Annotated in this window: 15 protein-coding genes and 1 pseudogene; 1 reads left to right on the top strand and 15 read right to left on the bottom strand. The window is 70.1% G+C overall.

Annotated features, from left to right (window positions below; genetic code table 11):
• Positions 1 to 100: 100 nt before the first annotated feature.
• The 14 genes and pseudogenes from ACZ79I_RS11275 to ACZ79I_RS11210 form a co-directional block, all read right to left on the bottom strand.
• Positions 101 to 1141, bottom strand: coding sequence for a hypothetical protein (locus tag ACZ79I_RS11275; RefSeq protein WP_471496589.1), 1041 nt, complete (start codon positions 1139 to 1141; stop codon positions 101 to 103).
• Positions 1138 to 2922 carry a type IV secretory system conjugative DNA transfer family protein gene (locus tag ACZ79I_RS11270; protein ID WP_471496587.1) on the bottom strand — a complete coding sequence of 595 codons (1785 nt, stop codon included), beginning with the start codon at positions 2920 to 2922 and terminating at the stop codon, positions 1138 to 1140. Before ACZ79I_RS11270 ends, ACZ79I_RS11275 begins: the two co-directional genes overlap by 4 nt.
• A gap of 251 nt (positions 2923 to 3173) precedes the next feature.
• Positions 3174 to 3938 carry a hypothetical protein gene (locus ACZ79I_RS11265; protein ID WP_471496585.1) on the bottom strand — a complete coding sequence of 255 codons (765 nt, stop codon included), beginning with the start codon at positions 3936 to 3938 and terminating at the stop codon, positions 3174 to 3176.
• 108 nt (positions 3939 to 4046) lie between these two features.
• A pseudogene (locus ACZ79I_RS11260) lies at positions 4047 to 4546 on the bottom strand (hypothetical protein).
• 830 nt (positions 4547 to 5376) lie between these two features.
• Entirely contained in the window at positions 5377 to 6015 is a 639-nt protein-coding gene (locus tag ACZ79I_RS11255; protein WP_471496583.1) for a hypothetical protein, read from the bottom strand.
• A 90-nt stretch (positions 6016 to 6105) separates the two neighbouring features.
• On the bottom strand, positions 6106 to 7242 hold the full coding sequence (locus tag ACZ79I_RS11250) for a hypothetical protein (protein ID WP_471496581.1): 1137 nt from the start codon (positions 7240 to 7242) through the stop codon (positions 6106 to 6108).
• A 132-nt stretch (positions 7243 to 7374) separates the two neighbouring features.
• Positions 7375 to 8937, bottom strand: coding sequence for an ATP-binding protein (locus ACZ79I_RS11245; RefSeq protein ID WP_471496579.1), 1563 nt, complete (start codon positions 8935 to 8937; stop codon positions 7375 to 7377).
• A gap of 25 nt (positions 8938 to 8962) precedes the next feature.
• Positions 8963 to 9424, bottom strand: coding sequence for a DUF6238 family protein (locus ACZ79I_RS11240; RefSeq protein ID WP_471496577.1), 462 nt, complete (start codon positions 9422 to 9424; stop codon positions 8963 to 8965).
• A 41-nt stretch (positions 9425 to 9465) separates the two neighbouring features.
• Complete coding sequence (locus ACZ79I_RS11235) at positions 9466 to 10935, bottom strand: SCO6880 family protein (protein WP_471496575.1); 1470 nt, start codon at positions 10933 to 10935, stop codon at positions 9466 to 9468.
• An 89-nt stretch (positions 10936 to 11024) separates the two neighbouring features.
• Positions 11025 to 12413: an SCO6881 family protein gene (locus ACZ79I_RS11230; RefSeq protein ID WP_471504873.1), complete on the bottom strand. Its 1389-nt coding sequence runs from the start codon at positions 12411 to 12413 to the stop codon at positions 11025 to 11027.
• 37 nt (positions 12414 to 12450) lie between these two features.
• On the bottom strand, positions 12451 to 13149 hold the full coding sequence (locus ACZ79I_RS11225; RefSeq protein WP_471496573.1) for a hypothetical protein: 699 nt from the start codon (positions 13147 to 13149) through the stop codon (positions 12451 to 12453).
• A complete protein-coding gene (locus tag ACZ79I_RS11220; protein ID WP_381084094.1) occupies positions 13149 to 13457 on the bottom strand; it encodes a DUF6112 family protein in 309 nt (102 codons plus the stop codon). The genes ACZ79I_RS11225 and ACZ79I_RS11220 overlap by 1 nt, the downstream gene beginning before the upstream one ends.
• 106 nt (positions 13458 to 13563) lie before the next feature.
• Positions 13564 to 13695 carry a hypothetical protein gene (locus ACZ79I_RS11215; protein WP_471496570.1) on the bottom strand — a complete coding sequence of 44 codons (132 nt, stop codon included), beginning with the start codon at positions 13693 to 13695 and terminating at the stop codon, positions 13564 to 13566.
• 75 nt (positions 13696 to 13770) lie between these two features.
• Positions 13771 to 14892 (bottom strand): C40 family peptidase, encoded by a 1122-nt coding sequence (locus ACZ79I_RS11210; RefSeq protein ID WP_471496569.1) that lies wholly within the window; start codon positions 14890 to 14892, stop codon positions 13771 to 13773.
• 584 nt (positions 14893 to 15476) lie between these two features.
• Between ACZ79I_RS11210 and ACZ79I_RS11205 the strand changes: the two genes are divergently transcribed.
• Complete coding sequence (locus ACZ79I_RS11205) at positions 15477 to 16226, top strand: DNA-methyltransferase (protein ID WP_471496567.1); 750 nt, start codon at positions 15477 to 15479, stop codon at positions 16224 to 16226.
• A gap of 97 nt (positions 16227 to 16323) precedes the next feature.
• Here ACZ79I_RS11205 and ACZ79I_RS11200 read toward each other — a convergent pair whose 3' ends face one another.
• Positions 16324 to 17019 carry a DUF5655 domain-containing protein gene (locus ACZ79I_RS11200; RefSeq protein WP_471496566.1) on the bottom strand — a complete coding sequence of 232 codons (696 nt, stop codon included), beginning with the start codon at positions 17017 to 17019 and terminating at the stop codon, positions 16324 to 16326.
• Between the last annotated feature and the right edge of the window lie 333 nt (positions 17020 to 17352).

The raw sequence follows: 17352 nt of genomic DNA, 5'->3' as shown, positions 1-17352 counted from the left end.
GCTACGCAGCGACCGTCGAGTCGTCCGCGACCGGGATGCCGGAGCGGCAGGACCAGAGGTTGAGCGCAGGGAGGGATGGGAGAGAAACCGCGGCGGCGGGTTACCGGCTGCGGCGGGGAACGGTGGGCGGCACAGGGTGCGCTTCGGTTGACGTCGGCGCAGGGCTGGCTGCGGTGACGCTGGGCGGCCGGGCGGGAGAGGTCGCGGTGGCCGCATGGAGTCGGGAGTTGCTGGGCTGCCGTGCACGGTTGGGTGCCGGTGCGAGTTCGGTGCGTGTGTCGAGGCTGGTGGTGCGGGTGGCTTGGGCGGTGTCGGTGAAGCGGCGCCAGGCGTACTCGGATCGGTCACGGGCCCAGTCGTCGGCGTGGGTGACGAGGGCCGGGGCGAGGGCGCCGACCTCGGCTTCTGGAACGGTGCCGAAGGCGAGCAGTTGCCCGCCGTCCGACCACAGGTCCAGGTACCAGTCCTCGCCGACCGGGTACGCCTTCACATGGGCGCCCGAACTGTCGGGCTGGTAGGCCCAGAAGCCCTTGAGGTCGGCCCAGCCCGGTCCGGTAAACGGCAGGTCCGGTGGTGGCGGAGTCGGCTTGGGGGTGGCCCGGTCGGCCACCGCGAACGCATGCTTGACCAGCCGGAGCACGTCGTCGCCGTTCAGCCCCTCCCGGCCGTCCAGGACGCCGACAACGCGGTGAATGGAACGCAGCGTTTGCCGGGCGCCTTCGGGATCGTTGAGTTCCGCGGGATGGTTTGGGGCGTTACGCAGCTGGAACCGCACGCGGTCGGCGGCTTGGCGCAGTCCTTCCATCTGCCGCGGTCCCGGCCGGTCGGGAAGGTTCTCGATGCGGTAGAGGACCGCGTTGAACGGGCGCATGTACTCGTTCACCGCGTGATGGGCGTAGCGCTCGGCACGGTCGGTCAGGGCCCGGGTTGCCGCCTTCCGAACGGCGTCGTCGTGCTTGCGCAGCTCCGTGAGCAGGCCCATGTAGCGGTCGCGGGTGTCGATCTGCTCGCGCAGCACCGACTCGTACGCCGCGTTGAGCAGCTCCAGGTCCGACACACCAGCGACCGGTTCCCCGGCAGAGGCGTACTGCTCGCGCAGGGAGGCCACACGCTCGGCGGCGGGCTTGTTCCAGACGCTCATACCGCGGCCCCGAAGTCGTCACGGCCCAGGGACTTCGACAGGGCGCGTTCGGTGATCGCCTTGGTCGCGCGGGCTGAGGCGGCGCCGAGGGGACCGGCGTTCGGCTCCTTGTACCAGGGTTTGAGGTTCAGCAGCGCTGGGCGGATGCCGGTGGCCAGCAGCAGTGCGGTGCCCTTGGGCAGGGCCCGGATCGCGTCGGCCGGAAGGATCCGCTCCTGCCGCATCGAAACGGACCTGGACTTGCCGGACTCACTGTGCGAGACGGAGACGGTCTGCACGTCGTGGTCGCCCACCAGGCGCGAGAGCTTGTCCGCGAAGTCGGCGTCGTCGATGCCCGAGCCGATGAGCTTGACGGTCGCCGCCGACCACAGGGCGTCCATCCCGGCCTCGCCCCACACCCGTACGCCCTGGCGATAGGACTGCAGGATGGTGACGGGGATGACGCCCCGTGAGCCGAGGTGGGAGTACAGGTCGGGCAGGTCCTGGATCTTGCAGACGTTGGCGGCCTCGTCGAGGATCGCCAGCAGAGGCGGGTCGAGACGTCCGCCGTCGCGCTCGGCCTGGACGACGGCGGCGCGCATCACGGCGTCGGCGGCTGCGGCGATGATCGCCGAGGCGGAACCGCCGCCGTCCTTGGACAGCAGGAACAGTGTGTTGCGGCTGGTGGCGAACACCACCGGCCTGAACTCGGGCAGGTCCGGGGCCGGGGTGACCCAGGCGGCGATGCCCGGGTCGAGGAGGCAGGCGGCGTACTGGCGGGCCGTTTCGAAGATGCCGTCGCGGGTCTCGACCGCGCCGGCTACGGTGCCCTGGAGCTGGGCGGCGACGGCGTCGAGACCTGCGTCGACCAGGATGTCGATGGGCGTGCGGTCGGCGGGCGAGGCGAGCCACGCCAGTACGTCGGTGATCGGCCGCCGGGCGCGGGCGGCGGCCAGGAACAGTGCGGTGAGGGTGTTGGCGGCGGCCGTCGACCAGAAGTCGCCCTGGGAGGACTCGTCGACGGACGCGGTGACGAAGTGACCGGCCAGGCGGCGGGCGCCGGCGAGGTCGTGGGCGTCGGCGAGGATGTCCCACCACACTTCGCGCGGGGCGTGTGCGATCTGCTGCGGGTCCAGCGTCCACACGGTGCCGACTTCGGCGCGGGCGTCGAGGGTGGCGGTGTAGGCGTCGCGGGCGGCCTTGTTCGAGGTGAGCAGAACCGGGCCGGGGGCGCGGAGGATGGCCGGGATCGCGAGGCCGGACGTCTTGCCGGAGCGGGGAGCCATGATCGCCAGGAGGACGTCCTCCCACGAGGAACGTATCTCCTTGTTGCCGGGATTCAGGGTGCCGAGCAGGATGCCCCGGTCGTCGGGCGTGATCTGCTTGGCGTTCATGTCCTTCAGGCTGGGCCGGAGGCCCTTGGCCCTCGCACTGATCTCCTTGGGCAGCAGCCCGGAGAGATCACGCTGGTCGGCCAGACCCTTTCGATTGCCGCGCAGCCGCAACCAGAGTTTCGCGCCGGCGGCGGCGGTGAGCAGGAGCACCAGGGCTGGCAGCACGTAACAAGCGGTGATGACTGCCGGGCGGGGAAGGTGAGGCCAGAGCTGCTCGGGATGGAACAGCGCGGTCGCGGGATCGTAGACGGACCACCGGCCCGAACCCGTAACGAGAGCGGCGAGATTGCCGCACAGCCAGGCCAGTGAACCGCCGACAAGGCCGAGTCCGGCGATGACGAGCAGGAGATAGAGGAGGGCGTCGGTTCCGGTGGTGGTCGAGGGCGTGCGTGAACGCGCGGATGGCACAGGAGACTCCGGGAACGGTGACAACGAAGGGAAGGAGGCAGGAGGGCGGTTCTTCTGGCGGTCATCGGGGACTCCTCAACGGATCGGGGCGTGGTCGGCTGGCTGGGGTGGAGGCGCCGCACGGCGTGATCGCGGCTGTTGTGAAGGCAGCCGGCATCGCTGGCGAGGCCGTCGGAGAGACGGCACGTACGGCACTGGCTCGGGACGAGACCGGGCAGCTGCGGGGCTGCTCACGAAAGAGGCACTGGAGGTCAGCGGGGGCGACGGGCGGGCTGGGCGGCCGGCTGGGCAGCGGTGTTGTCTGGGGCGGCCCCTTGCCTACCGCAGGCGGCCGTATTGCGGGTGGCCGGTGAGGTGGCGCGAGCGGCGCTGGTGACAGCCGTCTCGTCGTAGGCGGCGACCTGGGCCTGCCAGCTCCGCTCCTGGGGCTGCTGGGCCGGTGTGGCCGGTTCCAAGGCGCGGAAGTCGACGGCTGCGCTGTCGAGATCGTGGCCGATCTGGGTGAGCTGCTCGGCTGCGGCGGTGAAACGGTCGCTCAGTTCGAAGCTGCTGCCGTCTTCGTCGAAGTCGTTGCACTTCTCGGCCGCTGCTTCCAGAACTTCCTGAAGGCGGATCAGGATGCCGTCGGCAGGATCGAGGATCTGGTCCAGGGCTTCGGCTGCCTGTCCGGCGGTGGTGGCGGCGTTGACCCGGTCGGTCAGGTCGAGCACCCCACGGCCAACGGCGTATCGCCCAAGGGGGTCGGTGGGGGTGGGTGCCTGCGGCGGGTCGGGGTCCAGCCGTGGGTCGATGTCGACCCGGTAGCGGGCTGCCCGAAGCATCTGCGCCGCGTACCCGGCAACGGCCGCTCGCTCCTCGGCCGAACTGCTCAACGGCATCCGGTGGCGCAGACCGTGCCAGTCGTTGATCTCGGTGAATCCGGCCCGGCGCAGCAGGGTGGCAGCCAGGGCGTCGGCGCCGCGGGCGCTGACCCGGCCGCTGGGCTCGAGGGCGATGGTGATCAGGGGTTCAGGCATAGCGGTTGCTTTCGGTCGAAGGGAGTAGCGCGGCTATGGGTGGAGGATCCGGAGAAACGGGTGCGTGGTCCGGCCGGATCGGAGTGGTAGAAAACCGGGCGCCGAGCGCTACGCGTACGGGTTCTCGGTGGGCCGGTCGTCGTTGGTGGCGGCCTGCAGAAGCTCGGGCAGGTCAGCGGGGTCGGCCTCCCTCTGATCGATCCACCACCCGGCCCGTGTCACGGTCCGGGCAGCGTCTTCGATGGCCTGCCACTCGGGTTCCGTTGTGTCGCCTTCCAGTACGAGGGCGGTGTAAGCGGCGGACATCAGCTGGTGACGGCAGCGGTTGCCCCAGGCCACCGCGCGATCGGTTCCGTCAGCGGTGGCATCCGGTACTGCTCGGCCCACGCTTCGGCCTCGGCCTGTTCCTCGGCGCGCTTGTTCTCCAGCCACGTCGCCTTCTCCTCGGCGTCGTTGTCGCGGCTGGCCTTCCAGCAATCGGAGCAGGACCGTCCGGCGAGCCAGCGCGCGTAGCCGGCGCGGCGGTCGGCGGGACGGTCGGCCAGATCGACAGTGGTGGTGTGACCGCACGGGTGGTGCTCGACGGTCCATTTCGTCTTGACGGCCATGGCGGTGGTACTCCTTCGCAAGGTGGTGAGCGGGCGGGGTGGTCAGCGCGTGCGGGCGGGACCAGACGGCGGAGAGGCTGCCGCCGGGGACGGTGTGGCATCGGTGGGCGAGTGGGCCGGTCGGTGGGGGAGGTGGCCACGGCGGCCTGGGCACGAGCCCCGTACCTGGGCAGGAGGTCTTCGTGCGGGCGGGCGGGAGTGGCGGCCAGTGGTGGGGCGTCGGCTGGGATCAGGCCCGGCATGATCGCCAGGTCGACTTCGACGTCGGCTATCCGGTCGCCGAGGAAGGCCACATGGTTGGCGATGGTGCGTAGCCGGGAGCCGAGTTCGCGTCCCTCGTCGCTGTCCAGGTGCTCGCACCAGGTGGCCGTCGTCTCGATGAGCTGTTCCAGCTCGCCCATGGCGCCGAAGTCCTCGTCCAGCAGTTCCTGCAGGATCTCGGCGGCATCCATCGCGCGGTCGGCCGTGTGCAGTTCCGCGGTCAGCGCGGTCAGAGACTGCGCCGGGACGGCCTTCCGAGCGGACGTGCCGGGAGACCGCGGGGCGGGCGGGGGCACCATGAGGCACGGATCGGCTGCCACCGACAGTCCCGCGTCCTGCAGTACGCGGGCGGCACCGGTCACCGCACGCAGGACCCGGTTGTAGGGGGCGTCGCTCGGCAGGAAGTACAGCCCCGATTCCGGGTGCTGGCGGAAGTGGTGCTTGCGCAGGACCTGCTCGGTATGGGGGTTGCCGGCGGCGACTTCGGCGACGACACCAAGGTCGGGATGGGGGCCGAAGAATATGTGTGGTTCGAGGCGCACGGAACGCGCTCCTTATATATGGGCCGGTTATCGGCTGGGGGCTGGCGAGGCAGAGGGAGCCTGGGGCGAGTGGGACGGCGTGGGGCTGTTGGCTGTCGCAGGCCGGGAAGTGGCGGAGTGCGCGGGAGAGGCGGTGGTGGCGGCGCGAGCCCGGCTTTTCTGCTGGGACAGCGCCGTGGTCGTCGGCCGTGGTGGCAGGGGGCTGTCGAGGTCGAGGAAGTCGGCGCCGGTGAAGCCGAGGTCTACGCTCAGCTCGGTGATTTTGTGGCCAAGGCGCCTGCAGATACGGGCGAGGTCGGTGCCCTCGTCGCCGAGGCGCCGCTCGCACCACTCGGCGGTGGCCTCCAGCAGCTGGTGCATCTCCGGCATGACGCCGCCCCGGTCGTCCAGGAGGTCGTTGAAGACATTGGCGATATCGGACGGACTCTGCGCCTGAATGACCCGGGATGTCAGCGCGCGGATGCCGGAAACCTGCTGTGGCTCCTGCAGATGGGGGTCGGCGGCGACGGTGTACCCGAAGGCTTGCAGGTCACGGACGAGCTGAACCATCGCGCGGCGGTCGGCACCCTCGGGGAGGACGAAGACGTCGAGCTCCTCGTGGTGGTCGAAGCCGGCGGCGCGCAGCGCGGCTTCGGCTTGCGACAGTCCGTCGGAGACGGCGGCCACGGTTCCGAACGTGGGGTGAAGACCGAAGGCGACGTCGGGTTTTTTTGCCATTGCAGTGTGCTCCTGGAGTTCTGGGAACGGAGGTGCTGATCAGCGGGAGCGGTGCCCTGGCGCCCGCGGTCCGGCAGCCGGTGATGCAGCCAAGGAGTGGTTCCCCGGGATGCCGGTCGCCGCACGGCCCGGGAGGCGCAGGGCCGAGCGGGCGGGAGAGACAGCAGTGGCTGCCCGTGCCAGCGGCTCCGGTGGCGGCACTGGGTGGCCATTGCCGCGGACGTGGGCGAAGGCCGCGAGCGCACGGTCGGTATCGGCGAGCCGGGTCTCGACGTACCGCAGGTCGCCCTCGCCGTAGAGCAGGACGCCCTCGCCCGTGGCGGGGTAGGCTCCGACGGCGCGCAGGGCGCCTTCCGGATCGCGCAGTTGATCGAGGAGGACCAGGCGGCCGGAAGCGATGTCGGAGGCGAGGGCGCGAGCGTGTGCGTTCGGCCCGGACAGACTCTCGACCGGGTCGCGGTGGCGGTTGTGCAAGGGCCGGGGTGGCAGCGAATCGGGCTCGAGATCAGCGTCGACAGCCACTTGGTAGCGCACGATGCGCAGGCTCTGCACGGCCTGGCGGGTACGGCGGATCCCGTCCCGGTCGGGCTCGGCCAGCGCGTACAACTGGCGGCGGTCAGGAACGGGCTCAAAGCCCACGCGCCGCAGAACGTGGTCGATGACAGGGGTGTTGTGCCGGTTGGCGGCCACAATCCCCAGGTCCGGGTGGCGGCCGATGACTATGTGCGGGTCGAAGCCGGCCTTCTCCACCACTTCGCGGAGCGCGGGCAGCATGCCGATCTTCTCGTCGGTGAGGACGTAGAGGAGCGCGGCGACCTCAACGGCTTCGTCGGCGTGGACGATCTCGTCGATCAGCGCGCTCAGAGTCTGGTTGTAGACGTCGTGCGTGGCGGCAAGAGGGGGCGTGCCGGTGCGGTCATTGCACAGGAGCAGCGACGGGTCGATGACCACCGGGTAGCGGGCGGCGGTCAGCATCTCGTAGGCGTAGGTGGCCTTTTCGTTCTCGTAGTCCTCGCCCATGTCGTAGTGGAGCCGGTACCAGGACTGGCGGATCGAGGACTGGGGGACGAATCCGGCCCGTTCCAGGAGCGTGGCGGCGAATGCGTCACCGCCTTCTGCGGTGACGCCGCTGGTGGGACGGCGGGCGATACGGATGGCGGGAATGGGCTCGGACATGTGTTGGCCTTCTGTGGCGTGGTGGGCGGTTTCGCGCAGGCGTGTGGCATGAGGGGCGGTGTGCCGAGGATCCGGGCCTGGAGGCGTTTGGCGAGGCCGGGAAATTGCGGTAGAGAGCCGACGGGGCGCCGCTCAGCGGGCGTGCGGCGCGGACGAGGCTGAGAAACCTTCAATTGCAGTGAACTCGCGGGGGATTGCATGCATCCGGGCGTCCGTGTCGAAGAGTTCGCGCTCGCGCGGATGGAGGAGGTGCTGAGTGATGAAGGACCGGCCTGCCACCTTCCACAGGCCGCGTCCCTTGGTGAGGGCGGAGACGGCCTGGGTCTCGACGCCGGTCAGGCCCAGGAGGGTGGCGGCGGTGGCGAGTTGGTCTGCTTCCTGGCGGTAGATGATCCGTGTGGAGCAGTCGGTCAGCAGGCCCTCGGCGAGTGCACGGCCCCGTGATCCGGCGTCGCCTGCGGTCAGCAGGTCGGACAGCCGGTGGATCACCATCAGATTGGCGATGCCGAGTCCTCGGGAGAGCTTCCACTGGGACTGCATGCGTTCCAGTAGGGCGACGTGCCGCATGACGCGCCACGCTTCGTCGTAGATCACCCAGCGCCTGCCGCCGGTGGGGTCGGCGAGGGCGGCCTCCATCCATGCTGAGGCGCAGGTCATGGCGAGGACGAGGGCGGTGTCGTCGCCGATGCCGCCGAGCCGGGACAGGTCGATGGACAGCATCGGCGCGGCCGGGTCGAAGGTGACGGTGGAGGGGGCGTCGAACATCCCGGCCAGGTCGCCGTAGACGAGGCGGCGCAGGGCGTGGGCAAGGTCTTCGGCGGCCTGGCCCAGCCGCCCGGACAGCTCGCCGGTGGCCGCGTCGAGCCGCGCTGGTGTGCCCAGGACGTGGGCGACGTCGCCGAGCAGCGGCGTGGCGCCGGTGGCCTCGGCGGCAGCGACGACCTGGTCGAGGGCGATGTCGAGCGCGGTGTGCTCCATCGGGTGCAGGTCGCGGCGCAGGACGGTACGGGCGAGGGAGCCGAGCAGCAGCAGGCGTCGCTTGCGGACCTCGCTGGTCCAGTCCTGCTCACTGATGCCGTACGGCCGGGCGGGCGCGTCAAGGGGGTTGAGCCTGCCGGGGAGGCCGGGGCCGAGGGCGATGGTGTTGCCGCCGAGGGCCTGGGCGACGGCTGTCCACTCGCCCTTGGGGTCGCAGGGGACGTAGATGCGGTAGCCGAAGGCGACGGCTCGGACGGCGAGGGACTTGGCGAGGGCGGACTTGCCCATGCCGATGATCCCGGCGAGCAGGATGTTCGGGTTGGTGAAGCCCTCCAGCCGCCCGTACAACGCGAACGGGTCGTAGGTGAACGCGGCTTCGGCATGGACATCGCGGCCGATGTAGATGCCTTGTGCGCCGAGTCCGCCTTCGGCGAGGAAGGGGTACGCGCCGCTGGCGGTGGCCGTCGTCATTCGGTGTGCGGGCAGTTTGAGGAGGCCGCCTCGGGTGGAGGCGGGGCCCGGCCTCCCCGACGCAGGGTAGGTGGCCCGCAGATCCGGATCCCCACCGGCGGAGGTGGGACGGGTTTCGGGGTGGGCGGCGCGGTGGGCGGTGTGGCGGGCGGCGGCGAACTCCTCCCGCGCGGCGCGGGCGGTGGCGCGGCTGGCCTTGCGCGGGGTGAACAGGGGGCTGGCGCTGGCGCGCGTACGGATCGCCATGGGTCAAGAACTCCTCGGGTGGTGGTCAGTGGCGGATGAGGCCGGTGAACGGGTCGTGCAGTTCGGCCGGGGTGGTCTGGCGACGGACCCGGGCGGCGGTGGCGAGATGCCGCTGACAGATCGACAGCTCCGGGGCACCCTCGGGAAGCCCCGCCCGGCACGCCTCCGGGGCCGGCGTCTGGCTGGCGGAGGGGCGGGGAGCTGCGTGGTACGCGGCGTGCAGATGCTCGACGGCCTGCCACAGCCGGGTCCGTACGGCGCGCAGGTGGTCGCCCTCGGCCTCGGCGACCACGGCGGTGCGGGTGGTGTGGGCGTCGAACAGGCCGTGTAGGGAGATCAGATGGGCGTGCAGGGAGTCCAGCTCGGCGCGGCTGGCCGCGACCGTTCCGGCGGGGATGTTGATGCTGCGGTGGAAGTCGAGCGCTGCGGTGGCGAACGGCACGAAATCCGGGGCGAGGTCGGGCAGCGGCGGCTGCGGGGTCAGCATGGCGATGCCCTTCGGCGAAGTGCGGGTGAGAGGACGGAGCGCTACGGGCGGGCCAGAGGCAGGGCCGCATTGGTGAAGGCTTCGGCCTGCTGCCAGGTCAGACGGCGCAGATCGACCAGCGCGGCGACAGCGGCGGTCTCGACGGCGGCGCAGGCGGCGTTGAGCTGCTCATCGCTCTCGGCGGAGACGGTGAGCAGACCGGTCAGGGCGACATCGGCGTGGCCGGCGATCAGCTGCCGCTCACGGGCCTTGATATCGGCGTACTCGACCGAGTCCTCCTCGGAGTCGACCTGGCCCTTGCGCTGCCGCTCGGCGGCGTCCGCGATCACGGTGGCCTTCTTGCGCTGGACGTCCCTCAGTGCGGCATCGAGGCCCTTGGGCGCGTAGGTCAGGGACAGCGTGCGGCGCACGCCGGAGGCGAACAGCAGTTGGTGCAGGAAGCCGGGCGAAGTTTCGATCCGGGGCCAGTTCTCGATCCAGAACACTGCATGGTGCGCGGTGTCGGTCTGGATCCGGTCGGCCTTCTCCACCAGCACCACCGGGCCGGCGGCTGCCGGGACGGCCTGCGCGCGCCCGGAGGCCGACCAGCGGTCCAGCGCCGCCGACGCCTCGGGGTCGTAGGCGGTGCGCACGACGGCGGCGATCTCATTGCCGGTCAGCCATCCCGCAGGGGCGAGCCCGGCGTTGCGGGCTGCCTGGTCGAAGGTCGCCGTCAGCTGTGCCAGGACCGCGAAGGCACCGGTGAGTCCGCCTCCGGCCTGGTTGATCAACCTACGGGCAGCCTTGAGGTCCAAGGCCAGGGCAACGTACGCCTCGTGCGGCGCGGCGGCAGGACCGGCGGCGGCGAGCAGGTCGGAGTAGACGGGCCCGGCGAGATGGGTGTCGGGGCGCCCATGGTCCTCCCAGTAGCGGTTGAGCGCGTCACCGGAGTCCGGGACGGTGCGCTCCAGGACCTGGATCCGGGCGATGTGTCCCGTACGGGCCAGGGCAGCGAGGGCGCGGCCCCATCCGGCGACGTTGGCGTTCTGGGTGGCCGGATCGAGCAGCGCGAAGGCCCGGCTGGAGATCTTCACGACGGCGGTCAGAGTCTGCTGATGCGGGTCGTGAACGGCGCTGACACGGCGGTCGGGCGAGGCGACCACACGCAGGGAGGCAGCGGTGCCGGGCAGGTGCAGCAGGCCCTCCCGGCGCGGCCGGGCGGAAGGCCGAGCGAGCCAGAGCAGCTGGCCGCGGGCACGACGAAGCGCGTACCGGAGCACGATGGGGGACCAGTCGGCGAGTGAGCGGCCGTGGTGCCGGGCGAAGACCGCGACCGCGACCAACGCCCACACCGGTATCAGCTTGAGGGCTCCGGTGACGCCGGCGGTGAGCAGCACCGCGAGAAGCAGCAGGCTGGTGGCGGCCACGACGACGAGCTGGGCGGCGGTCAGGCCGAGCAGCACGCCGCGCCGGGAGCGGTGCGGGAACTTGACCGTGGCCGGGGCCTCGGTCGGTGAGGTGTCGGAGAGCATGGCGAAGCCGTCCTTGAAACGAAGTGCAGAGATAGAGGGAGGGGGCGGGCCGTCCTGGTGGCGGCGGCCCACCCCGTGTCAGCCAGGGGCTAGGAGCGCGATCCGCCCTGCGGTGGGTTGGGGTAGACCCACTGCTGCGGTGTCGCCGAGCCCTGCGGAGAGGGACCAGCGCCGGACGAGGCCGCGCCTCCCTGCGCGGCCGGAGGCCGTAGCCGAGTCGCAGGCCCCTGGGGTTGCGGGCTCGCAGGTGCCTCGGCTGCCGCGGAGCTCGACGACGCTGGGGCGTTCGCCGCGGCCTGCTGTCCGGGACGCCGGATCAGCGGCTGGCCCCGGTCACCGTCGGCTGGCGGGCGCTTGATGAGCGGCGTGCCCTTGTCGCCGGTGGCGCCCGGATCCTCGCCGTAGCGGAACCGGACCTGCTTCGGGGTACCGGTGCTGCTGTTGCCGCCGGTGGGGTCGATCCCAGAGGCGACCCCGCCCCAGCCCATGCCTGGCACGGTCGCCGGGCCCTGCGGAGCGGGGTTGCCGGTGCTGGCCTGGACCGCGAGTTGCCCGGCGGTCTTGGCCCCGCGGGCGGCGGTGACCATCCCGGAGGCCCCGGAGCGGTGCAGGTCCTCGCCGCCTCCGCCGTCGGCGGCCCAGTGCACGAACTTGTACGTGGCGAACGGGGTGAGCATCACCAGAGCGAGTACGACGATGCCGGCCATCGCATCCGACAAGGCGGACAGCCCGTCCTTCGCATCGGCCTTGCCCATCGCCGAGACGCCGGTCAGGAACACCACCGTCATCAGCAGCTTCGAGACGACGAGCGTGGCGGTGGCCTCGATCCAGCCGCGCCGCCAGCGCTTGGCCACCTCCCAGCCGCCTCCGGCGCCGGCGAACACGGCCAAGGTGACCAGGATCAGGATGCCGACCTTGCGGAAGACCATCACGCCCCAGTACATGAACGCGCCGATGGCGGCGCCGAGCGCGACCAGAGCCTGGACCAGCCAACCCAGCGCACCCAACTGCCCGAACTGGCTGACCAGGACCACGCGGCGTACCGCGTCGGAGACGCTGCTCTTGGCGAGCGTGAACAGGCCGTCCGACAGTGCGTCGACGACGGTCAGGGCGACGGTGGTGAAGGCGATCGCGGTGAAGGCGAAGAAGACGCCCGTGATTGTGCCCTTCAGCGCGTCGAACAGTGACTCCGAGTCGCGGCGCCAGGCGGCGCGGATCAGGGCCAGGCAGAAGGTGCCGACGGTGAGGATCAGCCCGATCGGCAGCAGCAGTTCGTAGTTGTCGCGGAACCAGGACGCGTTCAGGTTCACCGCGGTGGTGGCGTTGACGGCATCGGCGGCGAGGTCGGCCGCCGAAGCGGCGAGCTCACCGGTCGACTTGGCGATCCAGGCGCCGATGCCGTCGGTGATGGCGTCGCCGACCCCGCTGGTGACGCTGTCGCAGACGCTGGACATCAGGGGCCAGTCGCAGACGTTCACTGGCATGGCAGACGCCTCCTCTCTTTGTCGTGCGGGGTCAAGGGCTGACGCCCGGTGCGATGCCGGACAGCGCGCAGTGCTCGTGGGGGCGGCACTGGACGGCGAGCGTGATCGCGCGGGATTCGGCACCGGCACCGCCGCCGTTCCAGGCGATGGACTGGGTGCCGGTGACGGTGACCGCGTAGACGTACGCGGTGCTGATCGCGCCCGGGTTCTCGTTGAGTGCGGCCGTGAAGGCTGCGGGGATGTGACCCTCGCTGATGCGGGCGGTGGCGTGCTGGCCGTTCGACCGTAGCTGCTTCCACAGGTCCTTCGTGGGCACTTGGGCGGTGACCGAGGGCCAGTCGGTGTATTTCTCCTCGCCGGTCATCCACGCTTTCAGTCCGGCCAGTTGCTGCGGCTGCGAGAGGGTGCGGCTGTCGTAGGCCCACAGGGTCTTGGCGAACGCCTTGCCGAAAACCACCGGGTCGGTCGTCCTCGGGGGCTTGGCCACCGACCCCTTGCCGACGGGCCCCGAGGCCGACGGGAACGGAGCGGCGCCCGCCGTTGCTGTCGCCGCGCTCGTCGTGCTGGCGGCAGAGGGTGGGACCACTATGTGGCGATCGCGGGTGAGATACGCGATCAGCCCCGCGACTGCCGTGAGGGCGGCCAGGACCACGATCCCTGCCAGGATCCGGTGGCGCAGTCCTGATGCGCCGCCTGCGCGGGCGTGCGTGGCGGATTGTTTCGTTCGCATCAGTGGACCTGGGAGCCGAGTGCGGAGAAGAAGCTGACGATCCCGTTCGCGGCGCCGAGCAGCAGCGCGCAGCCGGCGGCGACCGTGGCACCCTTCTTGCCGTTGGCCTCGGCCTGGTGTGAGCCGGAGTGGTGACCCCAGGCCCACACCACGGCGGAGACGGCCAGGGCGCCAACGACGGCGATGATGCCGAACAGGTTGATCGAGGAGATGACCTCCTTCAGGACCGACAGGCCCGGCAGGCCGCCCTCCTTCGGGGTCACCCCCGGGTCATAAGCCAGATAACGGACGTGATCGGCAAGATTCACGGAAACTCCAGTTCGAAAATGGGCACACGGAGATGCCCGGGAAGCGGGAAGAAGGGGGGGAGGAGGGGGAGGCGATGGCCCCGGAACGGGGCCTACGGCCCGGCCGTCACGGCGCGGAGCCAGGGATCAGCATGGAGACCATGCAGTCGCAGGAGGCAGCCTGCACGGACGGGGCGAGGAGCACCGTGCCGCCCAGCACCACGGCAGCAGTCGCGGGCAGAGTCGCTCTGCGCTTCACGGAGGAGGTCCTTCGGCTGGGGGAATGACGGCCCGAAGCGAGCCGGAGAGAAGGGGAAGTGCGAGGTGCGCGGGCTCAGTTGGCGATGCGGCGCACGGCCAGCACCTGGGACTCCCACGCGGCGAGCGTGGTGATCCGGATTACGTCACCGGTATGCGGCGCGTGCACGATCAGCCCGGAGCCGATGTACATGCCCACGTGATCGGGGGCAGCGGCGGTGCCCTCGGTGAACAGCAGATCGCCCGGCTTCACCGCGCCCAGAGATACGGCCTTGCCCTCCTTGACCTGGGTGTAGGTCGTACGGGACAGCGTCACGCCGGCGGCGGCGTAGGAGCGCTGCATCAACGATGAGCAGTCGCAGCGCCCCATCGGGTCCAGCCCGTGCGGATCTGTACACGAGCCACCCCACTGATACGGAGTGCCGAGCTGGCCGAGCGCCCACCGGATCGCGGTCCGCACCTCGGCGGGCGCATCGACGGGAATCTCGTACCCATCCGGCAGCGCTCCGGCGGGAATCGCGCCGAAGCCGGCACCGTCCTCCCCGCCCTCGACCACGCACCTGGAACCGGTGGAATTGGCAGCGTTGCTCGACCCTGTGTCGTCATCCGGGGAGCCCAGGGCCTTCGCGATCGCCGACTGCAGAGCTGTGGCCAGGTCCTCCCACTTGGCGTACGCGTCCGGATAGCCCGAGCGCTGGACCGCCTGGGCGGCCTGCGCGACCGTCAGCTGCTGCCACCCGTCGATCTTCAACAGGTGCGTGTAGAACTGGGTCGCCGCGTACACGGGATCCCGGATCTGTTCGGCCGCCCCCCAGCCCTGCGACGGACGCTGCTGGAACAAGCCGAGCGAATCCCGGTCCCCGTACGGCAGGTTCCGCAGGCCGGACTCCTGCAACGTGGTCGCCAAGGCGATCACTTGTCCCCGCGCCGGCACCTTGAGCGCGATGCCTGTGGCGACGATGGTCTTGGCGTGCGGTATCTGCTCGGCCGGATCACTCAGACCCGCGATCGAGACCGAATCGCCCTTGCCGCCGTTCAGGATCGACTCCACCTGTCGAGCGACCGCCGCGCTGTCCGCAGACTGTGCGCGACTGGCCGTGCAGGCTGCCGCGTCCTTGGCGGCCACGACAAGGAACGGGGCGGCCAGGAGCAGGGGACCGGTGGCGACCAGGCCCACCACGGTGCCGGTCTTCTTCAAGGCCGCCACCGGAATGAGGGTTTCTGGGCATGCTGCATACGCAGCTCCTTACGTGTGGTGGCGCGGCGCCGGTCTCTCGTGGAAAAGGTCACCGGCGCCGCGCCGGTGTGAATCCGAACTTCCTTAGGAAGGAGAGGAACCCGGTATCCGGGGCTACTAACTCCCAGAACCCGGAGGCGTCATCAGGGTGCGGCAGCCAGCCGCGCTCGTAATCTCAGGCACCACATCGGAATGCCTCCTCTGGCTCGTCGACAACACACCTCAACTGCGATTCCAGTGCTGTCCCGTTGGACGAGGCAGCACAGAAAAACGCAGATCAGCAGGAGCGGGACCGAGCCCCGTCCTGCGAACAAGGCGAGACAGTAGACGCGATTTCCGGCCGCACCAAACGACCCTCAATCCGGTGCAATACGGGCGCGGCAGGCGGGCCCTGGACTATTGGGTGAGGCCGGAGAGAGCCGCTAACCTCCCGCCCATCAACCGCCCCGAACGGCTACTCCCGATGCCGCCCGGAGCCACTGCTGCGCGACTCCCGAAGGGAAATTCGCGCCACGACCGAAACCCCGGAAAGCGAGAACTCCCGGATGCCGTACACCCTCCACCGAGGCGACGCACTGACTGTGCTCGCCGGCCTCGGCGACGACAGCGTCGATGCTGTGATCACCGACCCTCCGTACAACAGCGGCGGACGCACCAGTGCCGAGCGCACCGGCCGCACCGCCCGCTCGAAGTACACCTCCGCCGACGCTGAGCATCTGCTGGCGAACTTCCCGGGTGAGAATCGCGACCAGCGCTCATACGGGTTCTGGCTGGGCCTGCTGCTCACCGAGGCATACCGGGCCACCGTTGAGTCCGGCGCCGCACTGGTTTTCACCGACTGGCGGCAGCTGCCGACGACGACGGACGCCCTGCAGGCCGCAGGATGGACCTGGCGAGGCATCGCCTCCTGGCACAAGCCGGTCTCCCGGCCGCAGAAGGGCCGCCTGAAGCAGTCGTGCGAGTACATCGTCTGGGGCACCAAGGGGCCGGTCGACGCAGACCGCAACCCCGTCTACCTTCCCGGCCTCTACACGGCGAGTCAGCCGAGGAAGGACCGGGTGCACATCACCCAGAAGCCCGTCGAGGTCATGCAGGAGCTGGTCAAGATCTGCCCACCCGGCGGCACCGTCCTGGACCCCTTCACCGGATCCGGCTCCACGGGCGTCGCCGCGCTTCGTGAGGGGCGACAGTTCATCGGAATCGAACTGTCCGGCCACTATGCGGACATCGCCGAACAGCGACTCCAGCGCGCCCTGACCCAGGACGACTTCGTACTGGCAGGCCCTGAAGAATGAGACCAGACCACGCCAGACCGCCATCCATGAAGGCACGTAAAACGGGGGCCGTGGGTGCATCGGAACTCTGATGTGCCCCTGGCCCCCGCGATCTGGGTCAGCGGCCTTCGATGCTCCGCCGGACCAGCTCGCCGGCTCTCGACAGGTCCTCGTGTGACCGGATCCGCAGCTCCAGAGGACCAGTCCCCAGACAGCCGATCCTGCGTACGTCACGGGAGAAGCCCTCGACCAGCTCGACCGTGTCGGGATCGACCGCAAGCCGGACCACGAGGGTGTGGCTGCGCGGCTGGAAGCGGACGGTCGCGACGTTCTTGATCCGCCGGTAGGCGACGTAATGCAGCTGGAACTCCTTCTGCACATCAGCAGGGGAGATCAGCATCGCGTCGAGGTCGGCGTACAGGTCCCGCAGCGACTGAGGCGACTCGTCGTAGAACTGCCGGACCGACTTGACCGTCGAACCGCCACCCCCAGAACCCTCCGAGAATGCACTCGTGTTCGAGGGCGTGGCCGGAGGCCGGGACAGTGCCGAGGAGCCGGTCACGGAGGCGACCAGCTGCAGAGCCAGCAGGCCCCCGCCGAAGTCCCGGTAGCTCACCAGATCGATCCGGCGGCCGATTTCCTCCAGCGCGTTCGTGTCGTGCGACGTGAAGTCCCCGGCGATGCACACCAGACGCGGATTGCCCCGGTCGACCGAGCCGGCCGCCTCGTCGCCCAGCCGCTCCTTCACCAGGCTCTCGAACTCGTGCCGGTGATCCCGCAGCCACGAGAGGTAGGACAGCGCCTGAGTGATCACGGCCTTCCCATTCGAACGTTTGTACCCAATTTTACCGGCCCTAGGAACTCGTGAACCGTCTCTGAACTGCGATGATTCATAGGCTATATGTCCCTGACAGCGAGTTGGGCCGTTGCTGTAGCTCGTCCGGGTGGCCGTGGGAGGGCCCGTCCCCTGGAGTAGGTGGACGGGCCGTGGTTGGAGACGGGAGTCGACGTCAGGTTTGGCTCGATCCGCGGTCACTTGGAGGTTGGCCTGTGCCATAGGCGAGTACGTGCACGACATCGTTGCGGGGCGCGCATTCCAGAGCCCGGCGGCTCAGCCTGTATATCCAGAAGTGGTGCAGTCCGTATA

Source organism: Streptomyces sp. PSU-S4-23 (assembly GCF_055632315.1).
Note: the sequence above shows the minus strand (reverse complement) of the source record. Positions and strands in the feature narration are given on the sequence as shown.

Coding starts and splice junctions, on each gene's coding strand:
- ACZ79I_RS11235 (WP_471496575.1), bottom strand. CDS start 10,935: ATGCTCTCCGACACCTCACCGACCGAGGCCCCGGCCACGGTCAAGTTC.
- ACZ79I_RS11240 (WP_471496577.1), bottom strand. CDS start 9,424: ATGCTGACCCCGCAGCCGCCGCTGCCCGACCTCGCCCCGGATTTCGTG.
- ACZ79I_RS11205 (WP_471496567.1), top strand. CDS start 15,477: ATGCCGTACACCCTCCACCGAGGCGACGCACTGACTGTGCTCGCCGGC.
- ACZ79I_RS11245 (WP_471496579.1), bottom strand. CDS start 8,937: ATGGCGATCCGTACGCGCGCCAGCGCCAGCCCCCTGTTCACCCCGCGC.
- ACZ79I_RS11250 (WP_471496581.1), bottom strand. CDS start 7,242: ATGTCCGAGCCCATTCCCGCCATCCGTATCGCCCGCCGTCCCACCAGC.
- ACZ79I_RS11265 (WP_471496585.1), bottom strand. CDS start 3,938: ATGCCTGAACCCCTGATCACCATCGCCCTCGAGCCCAGCGGCCGGGTC.
- ACZ79I_RS11275 (WP_471496589.1), bottom strand. CDS start 1,141: ATGAGCGTCTGGAACAAGCCCGCCGCCGAGCGTGTGGCCTCCCTGCGC.
- ACZ79I_RS11225 (WP_471496573.1), bottom strand. CDS start 13,149: ATGCGAACGAAACAATCCGCCACGCACGCCCGCGCAGGCGGCGCATCA.